This window comes from Jilunia laotingensis, assembly GCF_014385165.1.
Taxonomy (GTDB): domain Bacteria; phylum Bacteroidota; class Bacteroidia; order Bacteroidales; family Bacteroidaceae; genus Bacteroides; species Bacteroides laotingensis.
In genome coordinates, this window is sequence record NZ_JACRTF010000001.1 from 263,991 (window position 1) to 280,420 (window position 16,430).

Here is a 16,430-nt window from a genome sequence, read left to right on the forward strand (position 1 = left end):
CATAAGCCATAAAAGCAGATCAAAATTTCCCTTATGCGCCCATCCGTATAAGGGATTTATTTTGGAGAAGAGTCCTTATCATATTCCATCGTAAACCAAAACGTAGAACCTTTTCCTTCCACAGAATCAACACCTATCCGTCCTCCATGTTTTTCTACCAGCATTTTACAGATAGAGAGTCCAAGACCGGTACCTTGTATAAAAGGATTAAATTTAATAAATCGGTCGAAAACATGGTTACATTGTTCACGAGACATGCCGCAACCTGTGTCGGCAACGTAAAAGAACAGCGTATTTTTATCCTTTAGACGATATCCTATCCGAATGCTACCTTCCTTCGTAAATTTTATAGCATTGGTTACAAAATTCGTAATCACCTGCGTCAACCTGTTTTTATCCGTATAGACGGTACATTGCGGCAGACGTTCATCAAAAAGCAATGTTACAGCGTCATTTTTTATTCTCAACTTCGCACTCCTCTCAATATCTTCCATAACTTGGTTTACATCTACCCACGTCTCATGAAAGTCATAAGTTCCGGCCTCAATCTTCGCCATATCGAGAATATCGTTAATAAGCTGCAATAGTAGCTCCGTATTATTCTCAATAATGCCGATGTACTCCTCCATCTCTTCCTTGCTATCTACGTGAGGAAGTAAATTAGAAAAACCTACGATAGAATTTAATGGAGTACGGATCTCATGGCTCATATTAGCGAGAAAAGCCGATTTCAACCGATTGGCCTGTTCCGCCTCTTCCTTGGCTTCCTTCAGTCGGTGATGGGTCTTCTTTAGAATATAAATATAAAAGGCAACAGCTCCCAGCACCAACAAAAAGATGGACACCGACCATACAATCTCTATCTGATATTGTTTAAGCAGTGGTTGAGGCTTGTTTATATAAATTGCGTCAGAGGGATAGAGAGAAACAGGTATATTAAAATTCTGCAATACCGGATAACACAAATTAGCGGAAGGTATCCCTCCGTCCACTCCTGGAATATCCCTTGGGGCTTCGCCACCCTGAACCCGATAAATCAATGACAATAATGCCTGTGCGAATGAACCGGAAGAGACGTAATACCCGCCTGCAAATGTATCTTTCGACAAATCCTCGTCGGCAAGCAGAAATAAAGGAGTGTGGGTGAAATTAGATATAATCTCCTGCAAATGGTCAAAAAGGTAATTGTTATCATTCCGGTTATGCGACTCAAACCAAGAGTAATAGATCAGTCCTGTCGCCCGGTCGTACCCGCGTAAGGTGTCCAAAAGCATCTCCGTTGTGATATGTACCGTGGACAGTTGTTGCAGCTCAATATCAGGATAGAAATTCTCAATCGTATTCTCCACATCCGAACGTACCATGTCACTGATATAACGGTCATCGGAAATAAAGGCAATCTTTTTCATTTCCGGCATCAACTGACGCATCAGGTCAATAGTCTCTTTCACATAATACACTTGGCTAAGATAGGTCAGATTATACCCTTTCCGCCATACGGAGGCGGGCACGGAATTATCCGCTGTCAAAGGCTCGTGTGCTAGAAGTATATCCAGTGAGGCCGGCAGAATATCCCGGGTGTTTGTGACTATGACAGGAGCATCTTTCCAAACATCATCAAACAGCTCCCGGCATACCATCCAAGCCGGATCACCAATAAACACTACCAGCTTGGGAGGCAAAGGATATTTCTCCTTCAAATGGTTCAATATTCCCTCCACTTCACTCACTGTCCTGATTGCGGGGACGGACAAGGATTCTGCTTTCACCCGAATGCCATTCTTTATCAACTCATCATGAACCTGCCAATATAAGTTCTTTGCCCAAGGTAAATTGAAATTTATGGAATTGATAAACAAAACTTCATTTCCAGAACCTCCGTTACCGGAAGCATACAAGTACGTTCTTCCTCCAAGCAATAAGAAGAAAAGTAAGATAAACAATAAAGTTGTGTGTTTCATTCCATGTTTTTTAGAACGATGACAAAGATATTATTATTTTTAATAAAAACAGGAGATAACTCACAATATATGAGATACCTCCTGCTCTTTTTTATAACAACGATTTATTTTTAGGCTTTCTTCAAAGCTTCTATACTTTCCTGCAATGATTTGATAATACTTTCCGCATCGGCCTGTTTCTTACGTTCCAGTTCGATAACGGCAGCCGGGGCATTGCTTACAAACTTCTCATTGCTCAATTTCTTGAGAACTCCCTGCAAAAAGCCTTGTTTATGTTTCAATTCTACTTCCATACGAGCTATTTCCGCTTCTACATCGATCATATTTCCCAATGGAACGGCAAACTCCGTAGTCCCGATCATAAACGATGCCGCACCGTCTGCTTTGGTCTCCACGACGGTTATGGCGGAAAGATTACCCATCTTTCTGATCACCGGCTCCATGTTTTCTACCGGGTTCTGTCCCACTACCTGCAATTCCAATGCCTCTTTCAAAGCGATGTTCTTTTGCATACGAATGGAGCGGATATTGGTAATCACCTCTTTCGCCATTTCAAATTGCTGAACGAATGTTTCGTCAACTTCACCCGGCTTTTGCAGAAGAGAAACCATCAAGCTTTCACCGGATTTACGTTCACGTAATTGCTGCCACAGTTCCTCTGTTATGAAAGGCATGAACGGATGAAGCAGCGTAAGTAAACGCTCAAAAGCATTCAAGGTCATATTATAAACATAAGCATTGATCGGTTGACCGTATCCCGGTTTCACGATCTCAAGCAACCAAGAAGAGAATTCATCCCAGAACAGTTTATAAATCACCATCAAAGCCTCACTCAGACGATACTTGCTTAACAAATCGGCTACTTCAAGGGAAGCTGCATTTAGTTTCATGTCCATCCACTTCACAGCCATACGGGCATCATCAGGAATTTCCACCTCCTCTGCCACCGTCCAACCTTTGATCAAACGGAAAGCATTCCATATCTTGTTACAGAAATTACGTCCTTGTTCGCACAAAGCATCGTCAAACAAGATATCGTTCCCGGCAGGCGCTGACAGCATCATCCCCATGCGTACTCCGTCTGCACCGTATTTTTCTATCAGCTCCAAAGGATCGGGTGAATTACCCAGAGATTTGGACATCTTGCGTCCCAGCTTATCACGGACAATACCCGTGAAGTATACATTTTTGAACGGCATCTCACCCTCATATTCATAACCTGCCATGATCATGCGTGCCACCCAGAAGAAGATGATATCCGGACCGGTCACAAGATCGCTTGTGGGGTAATAATATTTGATTTCCTCGTTACCCGGGTTATTGATGCCATCAAACAGCGAAATCGGCCATAACCAGGAAGAGAACCAAGTATCCAGACAGTCTTCATCCTGACGAAGATCGGCCATAGTCAAAGCATCATTTCCTGTTTTCTCTTTAGCTAGCTTCAAAGCCTCTTCGTCCGTCACGGCCACTACATAACCACCTTCCGGAAGGAAGTAAGCCGGAATGCGGTGTCCCCACCACAACTGACGACTGATGCACCAGTCTTTAATGTTCTCCATCCAGTGGCGATACGTATTTTTGTATTTTGCCGGATAGAATTTTATATCATCTGCCATTACCGGTTCAAGGGCAATCTTAGCCAGATGTTCCATTTTTAGGAACCACTGCATCGACAATTTCGGTTCAATGACTACGTTCGTCCGTTCAGAATAACCCACTTTATTGGTATAAGCTTCCGTTTTCTCGAGCAGGCCGGCTGCTTCAAGATCTTTCTCGATCTGTTTACGAACATCGAAACGATCCTGACCGACATACATTCCGGCAGCTTCGCTCAAAGTTCCGTTATCATTGAAGATGTCGATGCTCGGCAAGTTATATTTCTCGCCCAACATATAGTCGTTCACATCGTGAGCCGGAGTCACTTTCAAGCAACCCGTCCCGAATTCAATGTCCACATAATCATCTTCAATAACCGGGATGACACGTCCTACAAGCGGAACAATGACTTTTTTACCTTTCAGGTGCTGATTCTTCGGATCATTCGGATTGATACACATAGCCGTATCACCCATAATCGTTTCCGGACGGGTGGTAGCAACGACTGCATAGCCATCCTCTCCTTCAATCTTATATCTCAGATAGTAGAGTTTACCGTGTTCCTCTTTATAGATCACCTCTTCATCGGAAAGAGCAGTCAGAGCTTTGGGATCCCAGTTGACCATGCGTACGCCCCGATAGATCAATCCTTTGTTATAAAGATCGACAAAAACCTTCAACACGCTTTCACTACGTTTCTCATCCATTGTAAAAGCCGTACGATCCCAGTCACAGGAAGCACCGAGCTTGCGCAGCTGTTTTAAGATGATTCCACCGTGTTCTTCCGTCCATGCCCAGGCATGTTTGAGGAATTCGTCACGTGACAGGTCTGTTTTCTTAATCCCTGCCGCAGCGAGTTTATTTACAACTTTCGCCTCCGTAGCGATGGATGCATGATCGGTTCCCGGCACCCAGCAGGCATTTTTGCCTTCCATACGGGCACGACGAACAAGAATATCCTGAATGGTATTATTAAGCATGTGTCCCATGTGTAACACACCAGTGACGTTAGGCGGTGGAATGACGATGGTGTAAGGCTCACGTCCATCGGGTTTAGAACTGAATAATTTGTGATCTAACCAATACTGATACCACTTTCCCTCAACGTCGGCGGGATTGTACTTACTTGCTAATTCCATGTTATACTTATCTATATATTTAATTTATTGCGAAATAATGGGTGCAAAAGTAATAAATAAAACGCTTTAAATGATACTTGCAATAAAAGAAATCGATACCTTTGCCGGATTATTTCCTAAAAGTATACTAACCTTTAAGGCGAAATAAACGAAATAACCTATAACAATATATGTAATGACCCATAACAATATATGAGACGAGGCATAACAATATATGGTAAAAAGATTACAATACGTTCCATCATTTTAGGTATCTTGCTGTTGTTGGTCTTATTGACCCAGATGATCCCTTCCTTGGGAGAGTTCTATGCGCGGTCGATATATCCGCTCATATCTCTATGTTTATCCTCATTCTCGCGCCTGTTTCCCTTTGCCATAGGTGATTTGTTTATTTTCTTAAGTATTCTCGGTGTAATATTCTACCCGGTTTACGGACGGATCAAGAAACAACCGTGGAAGAAAATCCTGCTACGCGACGGTGAATTTCTATTGTGGGTATACGTCTGGTTCTACCTGGCATGGGGACTCAACTATTCCCAACAGAACTTCTATGAACGTACTGGGATTCCTTACACAGCCTATACCCCGGAGCATTTTAAGTCATTTACCGAAAATTACATAGACCGGTTGAATGAATCGTACACCGATATAAAAGAAATAAATAAAGAACTTGTCCGTGAGGTTGCAGTAGAGGGCTACAAACAGATCAGCGACACGTTAGGTGTTCACCGCCCACCCTATGACAACCTGAGGGTAAAAACAATGTTGTTCACTCCATTTATCTCTATGGTAGGGGTATCGGGCAGCATGGGGCCTTTCTTCTGCGAATTTACATTGAACGGTGACCTGTTACCTTTGAACTACCCTGCAACATATACGCACGAGATGGCTCATCTACTGGGCATTACCAGTGAAGCAGAAGCAAACTTTTATGCTTATCTGATTTGTACACGTGCTAAAGACCCGTCCGTTCGTTTCAGCGGCTACTTCTCCTTACTGAACCATGTACTCGGAAATGCCCGGAGGTTGATGAGCGAACAGGAATACGAAGAACTGTACAACCGGATTCGACCGGAAATCATTGAAACAGCCCGTGCCAATCAGGAATACTGGATGTCCAAATACAACCCCTTGGTGGGCGAAATACAGAATTGGATTTATGATCTTTACCTAAAAGGTAATAAGATAGAAAGTGGCAGAAAAAATTATTCGGAAGTAATCGGACTATTGATTTCTTATGAACAATGGGACAACCTTCACAGGAGCCAACCTTGAAGCCTCCCCTTCTGTCCCTCGGCAATTTATAAAACAATCATTCAAAAATAGATAATTATGCATTCAAGACAAGAACAAATGGAAGCTTTCGGACGCTTCCTGGACATACTTGACGAATTGCGGGTGAAATGCCCGTGGGATCGCAAACAAACCAATGAAAGTTTGCGCCCCAACACCATCGAAGAGACATACGAACTCTGTGACGCGCTGATGCGCGAAGATAAGAAAGATATCTGCAAGGAGCTGGGAGATGTACTCTTACACGTAGGCTTTTATGCCAAAATAGGATCGGAAACCGGTGATTTTGATATAAAGGATGTTTGTGACAAGCTTTGCGAGAAACTCATTTTCCGTCATCCTCATGTCTTCGGAGAAGTAAAAGCAGAAACTGCAGGACAAGTTTCAGAAAACTGGGAACAGTTGAAGTTGAAAGAAAAAGATGGCAATAAAAGTGTATTGAGCGGTGTCCCGTCGGCTCTCCCTTCTCTCATCAAGGCCTACCGAATACAAGACAAGGCACGTAACGTGGGTTTCGACTGGGAAGAAAAAGAACAGGTTTGGGAAAAAGTCAAAGAAGAAATAGCCGAATTTCAAGCAGAAGTTGCCAATATGGATAAGGAAAAAGCAGAGGCAGAATTCGGAGATGTGATGTTCAGCCTCATCAATGCGGCACGCCTGTATAAGATCAATCCTGATAACGCACTGGAACTTACCAACCAAAAATTCATCCGTCGCTTTAATTATCTGGAGGAACATACCATTAAAGAAGGGAAAGACCTGAAAGAGATGCCACTCGAAGAAATGGACAAAATCTGGAATGAAGCCAAACGTCTCGGATTATAGACCGCTACATTCATATTCCTTCACCCTGAAATCCTCGCAAACTGGAGATTGAAAGGAAAAAGGGTGGAGGACGCTATCAAGTGTAAACTTATATTTATTATCACAGCACTCACTTTCATACCGTAACATCGAAAAGGTATAGAGTTAACCGATTGATAATAAAGCATTAAAGCAAGGAGCTTCGACCTCGGTGATGAACGACCTCTTCATCGGTGAGGAAGGCCTCCTTCATCGGTGATCAACGGCCCGTTCCTCGGTGAGGAACGATGCCTTCAGTCCCGACAATTATTGATGTAAAATATTATCACTTATTCTCCGCTTATTTCTTGTCTCTATGCCCGCCTCCATCTTTCCGGTTAATACCTTTCAGGAGTTCGCGATGGAAACGCATTTCGGCTCTTTGTATCTTATAAAGCTTTTTGCAGGAAAGTATTTTCTTGAATTTGTCGAAATAAGACTTTTCCAATTTATCTGAAGCAATACGGGTATCATACACCTGGGTCAGAATTTCATCATATTGAGTTTCAGTCGTATTTTCATCTTTTCCTTGACGAATCAAATTCCAAGCCTTATCATTCAACTCTTTTTTCTTATCTTGCAGTTCAAAATATAGTGGGAAAAACTTTGCAGCCTCTTCTTTCGTCAAATTAGCCTGCTCGGTAATGAATGCCTTTTGTTTGGCACGAAACGCCTCTTGCGACATACGTTGCTGGTTACATCCATCCATCGCCCGCATCAGTGGAGTAAAGCCACAAATAATAATCAGCAGAATAATCAGTTTTTTCATTTCTATACAATCTGTTTAATTTATTTCATTCCACACTGGCATCAGTGAGATATACATACAAAGAATAATCATCCATCATCGAGCCATCGAGTGCGGCATTAATATATTCGTCAGAATCGATATCCGCCTCCATGATCTCGGTCGCAGCAATCTCGGGTGACGCAGGTTTATGGTTCGATGAAGCAACACGGATAATCAGGGCCGCACCAATAAACATAGCAGCCATGTAAACAAATGGTTTCATTTTTTGCCATTTGCTGGGTTCTCTTACGATAAAGTCGGTATGCTCTTTCTCGGGAAGTTTATTCATAACTTCCGAAGTGAGATTCTCAAAGTATCCCTCGGGCACTTTAAAAGAGTTCCCTTTGCCTACTTTCCGCAATATTTTATCTTCCTCTTTCATAATCTTCTTCTCCTCTCTTTTCCTTAGACATTGACTTGTTTAAAAGGTTTAATCTATCTCTTCCAAAAACTTCTCTATCTTTTTTACAGCATGGTGATAAGAAGCTTTCAAAGCTCCGACGGAGGTTCCGAATATCTCCGACATCTCTTCGTATTTCATTTCTTGAAAGTATTTCAGATTAAACACCATCCGCTGCTTCTCAGGCAATGCCAACAGAGCTTTCTGCAACAACAATTGTGCATCGTCACCCGAAAAATACGGATCACTCTCCAACTTCTGGACAAGCACAGCTTCGGGATCATCAATGGAAACGGTATTCGCGGCCCGTTGCTTGTTCAGAAATGTGATGCACTCATTCAGCGCAATGCGATAGAGCCAGGTAGAAAGCTTTGCCTCCGCCCGGAAGTAGTCGATATTCATCCATGCCTTGACAAACGCATTTTGGAGAAGATCGTTCGCATCGTCATGTGAAAGTACCATCCGACGGATCTGCCAGTACAATTGTTCGCTGTATTGCGCCACAATCATCTCAAATCCTTTTCGCTGCGTACTCTCATCCTGAAGGAGCTTCAATACCTCTTGTTCATTATAAGGGTTCATATAAAAATTAGTATTCAGTGTGTTATGTTTTTGAAAGTCGGATTCATCATACAGTTATCAAGAAGAGAAGAATAAGACATAGGCTCCGTTATCTATTTTATTACCACTTTCCTCACTAAATCTCCAATTTTAAAAATATAGTAGCCTTTCGGCAGATTCAGTGTCACGGTTTTATCAGATGAATCGACACGTACAGAAGTCACCTTTACGCCCAGGATATCATACACTTCCATAACCGAACCGAAAGGTGCATTTTGAATACGGACAGAAGTACCGGACACAGTGATAGTAAGGGAAGACCGTCCATCATGAACAGTTTCCGTTTTCCCCTTTTCTTGCGCCAATAGCGTGTTAGAAGCCAAAAGAGTCAAAGCAAAGAAAAAGTAAAAAAACAATCTTTTCATCTGATACGTATCCGATTCCTTATTATTCTGTACAAATATATGTTATTCCTACCTATAAAACAAACTTTATGCCTGAAAGTTGCTACAGTGTAATACACAGATTCTCTTTAGCGAGAACGGTTTGCGGAAAAACGGAAGCAGCTTCTTTCAGCAGAACTTGTTCTTCTTCGTAACGGGCGGAAAAATGCCCGATAACCAATCGCTTCACTTGTGCATCCAAAGCCAACTGGGCTGCCTGTGCCGCTGTCGTGTGAAAGGTAGCTTTGGCGCGCGCCTTCTCGGATTGAGCAAAGGTAGCTTCATGAAACAACAGATCTACTCCGCGAATCTGTTCGGCTATCTTCTTCAGATAAATCGTGTCGGAACAATAAGCATATTTCCGGGGAGGATCCGAAGGACGGGTAAGACGGGAGTTGGGGATGACATCTCCCTCCGGAGTTACAAAATCTTCACCGTTCTTGATCCGGTTCAATTCATAGACCGGAACTTGATAAAAGTCGATCATTTCCCTTATGATGTGATTCGGGCACTGCTTCTCCTCAAACAAAAAACCACAACAGGGGATCCGGTGTCGCAAAGGAATGGTAGTAACCGTCATCGAACGGTCTTCGTAGACGACAACAGGCTGCTGCGTCTCAAACTCGTGAAAAGTGACTTTATAACTCATGTTTTTACAAAAGAAATCGAGCATCGGTGCAAACAGTTCCTCCATCCCCTTAGGGGAATGAATATGCAACTCCGCTGTCCTGCCCAACAGTCCAAACGTAGAAATCAATCCCAACAAGCCAAAACAATGGTCCCCATGCAAATGGGATATAAAGACATGATTCAGCCGAGAGAACTTCAAGCGGGACTTACGCAGTTGCATCTGAGCCCCTTCACCGCAATCGATCATAAAAAGCTTTTCACGCAAATTGACCACTTGTGAAGTGGCAAAATGGCGAGTAGTCGGAAGTGCAGAACCACACCCCAATATATGTAATTCGAATTTCTCCATAATGGACACAAAGATACGGAAGTTTTTCCCTTCTATCAGCCTATGATGAAGAAAAAGAAGAGACTCATAAATAAGTAGAAATTCCTATTTGCATGAATAGCATAAATAGGTTCATTCGTTTTCTCGGCTGCAATGCCAAATCATCAATTACTGAGTCCGACTTGGGGCGAATTGGTGAAAAGAGGCAACCGACTTCCAATTTCGCACCCCAGCGCTTTGCAAAAGCATATTCGCATCCCAAATTAGCATTTATCCCTATGCCATTGTAATCCGCTTTATAAGTACGGTTTTCAAGAAGTTTACTATTACTTTGATAATGTAGATAGCCGACTCCAAAGTCTATCAATCCGAAAACATTCGGGAAAGCGGTTCTTTTCTTTAGATATGACACTTGAGGAGCTACATATACAATCTGCTTTTTTTCCCTGAAAGCAGTAACTCCCGGTATCCGGTTCCTCTGATTATCGTTATAGCCGAATGCATACATACCATAAGCAATAGAAGATTTCAACAAACATTGTGTCCATCGGAGGGTATAAGTTATACCGCTATTATCGCTATTGTCAACTTCATCCCAAACAGACTCCCCTTGTTGGGTTGTACTCACCCCATACCCTATATTTGCATGAAGAATCGTCAACTTGGACTTCTCATCAGCATTAAGCAATGAGATTTGCGCCCGAAGGGATACACAAGAAAACATTAGTCCGAACAGTACTAATATCTTAAACACAGTCTCCAATCTTCCAAGTTCCATAAGGCATAACTATTTACAGTGATTAATATAAATGTTTTTCATATACTTTTGAAGCGACCGCGAAATATTGGCAATATTACCATTAACCATTAAAACAAGCAAAATAAAACAAGAGATCTCACTCGCATTTATCATTAATTAATGTTTGACATGATAATGAACGTACAAAAAGCAACGTATTGGCAAAAGCCTATAAAAAAAGAGATTATCTCCTTTTACGAGATAACCTCTTTTTATATTCGTTATTTCTTATCGAAATTATTTCTTGCCTTCCAGTTGTTCTTTCAAAGCAGCCAAAGCATCGATATCACCCAAAGTTGTAGAAGCAGCCTGATTCTGAATTACAGGGCTTTCTTCTTTCTTAGCGGTCTTCTTTGCGTTAGAAGCAGCCTTCTTTTCCGCTCTCTCTTCTGCCTTAGCAACATCTTCGAAAATACGGCTGTGAGACAGGATGATTCTCTTCGCGTCTTTGTTGAACTCGATCACTTTGAATTCCAGTTTCTCATCCAACTGAGCTTGTGAACCGTCTTCCTTAACAAGATGTTTCGGAGTAGCGAAACCTTCAACACCGTAAGGCAGAGCAACTACAGCACCCTTATCCAACATTTCGATGATTGTTCCTTCGTGTACGGAACCTACAGTAAATACTGTTTCGAACACGTCCCAAGGATTTTCTTCAAGTTGTTTGTGGCCTAAGCTCAAGCGACGGTTTTCTTTATCGATTTCCAATACCTGAACTTCGATATCAGCACCAATCTGAGTGAATTCTGACGGGTGTTTCACTTTCTTCGTCCAAGACAAGTCAGAGATGTGGATCAAGCCGTCAACGCCTTCTTCGATTTCTACGAATACACCGAAGTTAGTGAAGTTACGAACTTTTGCAGTATGTTTAGAACCTACAGGATATTTTTCTTCGATAGTTTCCCAAGGATCTTGTTTCAGCTGTTTGATACCTAAAGACATCTTACGTTCTTCACGATCCAAAGTCAATACTACAGCTTCTACTTCATCACCTACTTTCATGAAGTCCTGAGCAGAACGCAAATGCTGTGACCAAGACATTTCAGAAACGTGGATCAAACCTTCAACACCTGGAGCGATTTCAATGAATGCACCGTAGTCAGCCATAACGACTACTTTACCCTTCACATGATCACCCACTTGCAGATTAGCATCCAAAGCATCCCATGGGTGCGGAGTCAATTGTTTCAAACCTAAAGCGATACGTTTCTTCTCGTCATCGAAATCAAGGATAACAACGTTGAGTTTCTGATCGAGTTCAACAACCTCTTTCGGATCGCTTACGCGGCCCCAAGAAAGGTCTGTGATGTGGATCAATCCGTCTACGCCGCCCAGATCGATGAATACACCATAAGAAGTGATGTTTTTAACGGTTCCTTCAAGAACTTGTCCTTTTTCGAGCTTACCGATAATCTCTTTCTTCTGTTGTTCAAGTTCAGCTTCGATAAGAGCCTTGTGAGAAACAACCACATTTTTGAATTCCTGGTTGATCTTAACAACCTTGAATTCCATTGTTTTTCCAACGAATACATCATAATCGCGGATCGGCTTAACGTCGATCTGAGAACCCGGCAAGAATGCTTCGATGCCGAATACGTCAACGATCATACCACCCTTAGTGCGGCATTTGATGTAACCCTTGATAATTTCTTCGTTTTCCAGAGCAGCATTCACACGATCCCAAGAACGGGTAGCGCGTGCTTTTCTGTGTGACAGAACCAACTGTCCTTTTTTGTCTTCCTGATTCTCGATGTATACTTCTACAGTATCACCAATTTTCAGATCAGGATTGTAACGGAACTCATTCAAAGGAATGATACCATCTGATTTGTAACCGATGTTCACAACAACTTCACGTTTGTTCATTGCGATTACGATTCCGTCAACTACCTCACGGTCGTTAACTTTGTTAAGCGTACTGTCGTAAGCTTTTTCAAGATCTTCGTGGCTGGCGCCGGTGAATGACTCACCATGTTCATACGCATCCCAGTTGAAGTCTTCAACAGGAGCAACGTTCTTTAAGTTTTCCATTAATAATTAATTGTTTTGAGATACTTTAATTAAGTAAGACATTATATTATCTATAAATCGGGCGCAAAGATATAACATTTTTTCTGAACCGCAAATAAAGAGACGAAAAAAGCCGTCTCACGACGGCTAATATTCAATCAATTACATACTACTTTATACACCATTATAATCTATGGGGATTCCTTTTTCCGGTTGTATGAATGGCAGATGGATTTCCCACATATTCGATATCACCGCTTCCGGTAATATTACATTTCAAGACACCGGACACCCAGCAAGTAATATTTCCTGAACCATTCACGGTGGCATCCACATCATCGGCCTTCAGATTCTTAGCATCCAGATCACCGGAATTTCGCAAGGACAAGATAGCTTGCTTGGCGGAACCGGCAATCGTGAGATCACCGGAGCCGTTTAATTCAGCTTTTACAATTCCCCCTTTTATTCCGACAAAATCAAGATCGCCTGCTCCCATGAGACCGACAGTCACATTACCCGCCACGTTCTTTCCTTTAACCTTCAGGTCACCGGAACCTTGAAGTGTAGCCGCAGCCGAGTTCGCCACTAAATTACAAATATTTAAATCACCGGATCCCATCAGATTCAAAGCAACCTTATCAGCGTGAATACTGTTCTTCACAGCTATGTCTCCAGAACCTTGCAAGGTTGCCGCAAAATCATTTACGCAAACCACATCCTCCGCATTAATGTCCCCGGATCCCTGCAAAATCAATGTCAGGTTGCTGCATTTCAATTTTCCATTCAACAGGATATCCCCCGATCCTTGTAAAAGAGCATTTGTCAACGATGGACTGGATGCGATTATCTTCAACCGTCCTTCTTTTCCGAACTCGATGCTCGTATTCTCTTTAAAGGAGATTGTCAAAGTACCTTTGGAAACCTCGCATTTCACCAAATCCAGCACATTGTCCGAACCATAAATTTTCAACTGAGGCTTATCCGACTGTGTATAAACAACCGTTGGGCTTCCCAAAAGTTTTATCTTATCAAAATTCTGTACTTTTACCTCTTTCGTTTCATATTTCCCACTCGCTTTTACACGTTTCGTCTGAGCATTGCCTGCAGTAGCTAAAAGAAGTGAACATAAAAACAGCACTCCTACACATCTTTTCATTTTCATAATCCTATCATTTTTGAGTTTAATTATAGACTTTACTTATGAGACGTTAATCAGCAAAGAAATGTTACACTAAAAATCTTTCTTTATCCGAACAACGATCCCATTCAAGTCCTCTTTCTCAAGAGTTCCATCAACTTATTATAAAATAATGTAGAAACCTTTCTTGAAATGCTCAACGATTAAATAATTCGAAAGTAAACTTACAACCGATCTCTTTATACTTCCAGTTTTCGCTGCTAACAAACACACCAAAATCAAAAATATGTGTACCGATACCATAGCCAAGCTCCAAATAGGGCTTGAGATGAGGCACACATAAGGCGTTCAGATATAAACGCTCATTCTGGACATAACGAGTATACTTCATCAAATGACGTAAAAACAAAAACGGTGCTTCATACGTAAAATGGGCACGGACATATTTCCGTGACGAGTTGTACCAGCGTCCGTCCAGCAGCTGGAAGACTCCACCGATATCGTCATTCCACCCTACCGGCAAATTACTCCTCGCCAGATTAGCAAAGTCCACAAAATAAAGCTGGTCCTGGTTTGTAAACATTCCCAAGCCAAAACGATAATAAATATTACGCATCAAACCAAGAGGCACCCGATGCTGGAGATCGAATTCAACCCGTTCATACTCTCCGCTACTTTTGAAAATTCCTTTTATGCCCCTTTCATAATCAACCGAAAAGGTCGGATAAGAAGAATAAAGATTCATTTTACGCTTACCGTTCATATAATAATACAAGCGTGGAGTCCACTCCACACGGACACGGGGCGCAAAACTTATATAGGTGTCTTTAAGTCTGTTCATCAGATCGGGAGGAGGAGGAAGGTTCGGATCTACCATAACAAATTTAGACTTTTCTACAGCTGTACGCCGATGTGCAGACAGACCGACACTCAACTCCAAACCGTTGACAATCTCTATACTGTGACGAAAATTAAAGAATAAATCCTTAAAATATTCAAGATGTATCTGGTCGAAATCGAATATGCTATCCGGCATGGCCTTCAGTTCATCCAACACGTCACTGCTGTAAATACGGTTCCCATTACCAAAATTCATGTGAATAGCGCCACGTTTTTGCGGCCAATAATCAAAATCCGTGTTGACCGACCAATAAAACTCTTTGCGGGTAAAGTTATATCCTATACGGGGAACCACTCGAAGAAGTTTATCACCGGAAAACAGACGGTTATATTTAAAATCCTGCCTCCAGGAAAAGCCGTTACTACCGCTATAACTCAACAACAACGGATTAATAATCGGAGAGCTTTTCACACTTCCCATTTTTGAAAGATCTACTTTCAGGTCAGAAACCAGAAAGTCCCCCAGCTCTCCCCAAAATTCACGTTTTTTGGACGTAGGCCGTACAGACGAAGTGTCCTTTCTATAAGCATAGTCCTCATATAGTTTTTTCTCACTTTCACTTAACTCTATCGGTCGTAACGAAGCAAAGTAAGCACTGTCGCGATGCAAAGAATTTGTATCACATTTCAGCGTAAATGATTCGGTCAGATCGAGTTTCTTCTTTTCCTTATGAAACTTATTCCGCTCTTTCAATTCGATAGAGGTGTAATTGAGAGATGCGAGATAACTGCCATCCACTACATTTCCCATAAAATTAAATCGAACATTAAACTCATAACGTATGGGGAGAAATTCATTTTCATCTCCCACCTCCCCCATCTTTATAAGGTTCTCGAAAGTAAGCAACTCGGAACGCCCGGAAAAACGAATCTCACGCACACTCCATACATCCGAACTGACAATCATATATCCCCCAACCAACTGATCACTTTTTGTCTTGGGTATAAAACGTATTTTATAATGCAGATTATCCTGGTCGCCTGTAATAGTATCTATCCGGTAGCGGTAATACTTCTTCCCATTCTTGGCCAATGGAGATAGCAAGCGATCGTCAAGCAAAGTAGACGAATAAATATTAACATTAAAGTATTCAAGCATCGTTGCCTGAAACCCTCCACTATACACCGTTCCGTAACCAGCCTTCACTTTCTGATCATAAATATTCGGAGCCGTAAAATGAAGGTCACTGAATGACTCCATTAAATATTCACGTACACCTTTCTGCATCCGGAACATTTTGGGAAGATAGCGAAACATGAAGTTTTTCTTTCGGATATTCAATTTCCCCTTTATATAAAGATCTGCCCTGTAATCATTGACGATCTTTTCATAAAAAGGCGCAAAAGCTATCACATTGTAAAGAATAGAATCTACCTTGATCGCTTCATTCGTATATGGATTCAGAACAGACTCGGCCTTTCCTTTTGGAATTAAAAGGAACATAAACAAGACCAATACTCCTATAAATCTATATCGTTTCAAACAGAATCCTTTTTGTTGATGGAACAAATATAGAAATAAATATATGATAAACAATCAATACCGAACTAATTTATTCCCGTCATCCATACCCACAAAAAGCTTATCATAGCATC

12 protein-coding genes and 1 pseudogene are annotated in these 16,430 nt (G+C 41.7%); 2 read left to right on the forward strand and 11 right to left on the reverse strand.

Annotated elements, in window-relative coordinates:
• Positions 1 to 56: 56 nt before the first annotated feature.
• Together H8744_RS01195 and H8744_RS01200 are read right to left on the reverse strand one after the other, a co-directional pair.
• A complete protein-coding gene (locus tag H8744_RS01195) occupies positions 57 to 1,961 on the reverse strand; it encodes a sensor histidine kinase (protein WP_262433088.1) in 1,905 nt (634 codons plus the stop codon).
• Between the two features lie 110 nt (positions 1,962 to 2,071).
• The gene (locus tag H8744_RS01200) at positions 2,072 to 4,699 is read right to left on the reverse strand and encodes a valine--tRNA ligase (RefSeq protein WP_262433089.1); all 2,628 of its coding nucleotides are present in this window, start codon (positions 4,697 to 4,699) and stop codon (positions 2,072 to 2,074) included.
• 192 nt (positions 4,700 to 4,891) lie between these two features.
• On the opposite strand from H8744_RS01200, the gene H8744_RS01205 reads away from it, so the two are divergent.
• Both H8744_RS01205 and mazG read left to right on the forward strand, forming a co-directional pair.
• Positions 4,892 to 5,974, forward strand: a complete 1,083-nt coding sequence (locus H8744_RS01205; protein WP_262433090.1) for a DUF3810 domain-containing protein — start codon at positions 4,892 to 4,894, stop codon at positions 5,972 to 5,974.
• Positions 5,975 to 6,031: 57 nt separating this feature from the next.
• Entirely contained in the window at positions 6,032 to 6,817 is a 786-nt protein-coding gene (mazG, locus tag H8744_RS01210) for a nucleoside triphosphate pyrophosphohydrolase (RefSeq protein ID WP_262433091.1), read from the forward strand.
• 319 nt (positions 6,818 to 7,136) lie between these two features.
• Here mazG and H8744_RS01215 read toward each other — a convergent pair whose 3' ends face one another.
• From H8744_RS01215 to H8744_RS01255, 9 genes and pseudogenes are all read right to left on the reverse strand, one after another.
• Positions 7,137 to 7,604, reverse strand: a complete 468-nt coding sequence (locus H8744_RS01215; RefSeq protein ID WP_262433092.1) for a hypothetical protein — start codon at positions 7,602 to 7,604, stop codon at positions 7,137 to 7,139.
• Positions 7,605 to 7,629: 25 nt separating this feature from the next.
• Positions 7,630 to 8,038, reverse strand: a pseudogene (locus H8744_RS01220) (hypothetical protein).
• 17 nt (positions 8,039 to 8,055) lie between these two features.
• Positions 8,056 to 8,607, reverse strand: a complete 552-nt coding sequence (locus H8744_RS01225; protein WP_262433094.1) for an RNA polymerase sigma factor — start codon at positions 8,605 to 8,607, stop codon at positions 8,056 to 8,058.
• 92 nt (positions 8,608 to 8,699) lie between these two features.
• Positions 8,700 to 9,011, reverse strand: a complete 312-nt coding sequence (locus tag H8744_RS01230) for a T9SS type A sorting domain-containing protein (RefSeq protein WP_262433095.1) — start codon at positions 9,009 to 9,011, stop codon at positions 8,700 to 8,702.
• Positions 9,012 to 9,093: 82 nt separating this feature from the next.
• Positions 9,094 to 10,008: a ribonuclease Z gene (locus H8744_RS01235; protein ID WP_262433096.1), complete on the reverse strand. Its 915-nt coding sequence runs from the start codon at positions 10,006 to 10,008 to the stop codon at positions 9,094 to 9,096.
• A gap of 64 nt (positions 10,009 to 10,072) precedes the next feature.
• Complete coding sequence (locus H8744_RS01240) at positions 10,073 to 10,765, reverse strand: hypothetical protein (protein WP_262433097.1); 693 nt, start codon at positions 10,763 to 10,765, stop codon at positions 10,073 to 10,075.
• 258 nt (positions 10,766 to 11,023) lie between these two features.
• The gene (rpsA, locus tag H8744_RS01245; protein ID WP_262433098.1) at positions 11,024 to 12,817 is read right to left on the reverse strand and encodes a 30S ribosomal protein S1; all 1,794 of its coding nucleotides are present in this window, start codon (positions 12,815 to 12,817) and stop codon (positions 11,024 to 11,026) included.
• A 163-nt stretch (positions 12,818 to 12,980) separates the two neighbouring features.
• The gene (locus H8744_RS01250) at positions 12,981 to 13,958 is read right to left on the reverse strand and encodes a head GIN domain-containing protein (protein WP_262433099.1); all 978 of its coding nucleotides are present in this window, start codon (positions 13,956 to 13,958) and stop codon (positions 12,981 to 12,983) included.
• Between the two features lie 172 nt (positions 13,959 to 14,130).
• Positions 14,131 to 16,278: a DUF5686 family protein gene (locus H8744_RS01255; RefSeq protein WP_305067413.1), complete on the reverse strand. Its 2,148-nt coding sequence runs from the start codon at positions 16,276 to 16,278 to the stop codon at positions 14,131 to 14,133.
• Between the last annotated feature and the right edge of the window lie 152 nt (positions 16,279 to 16,430).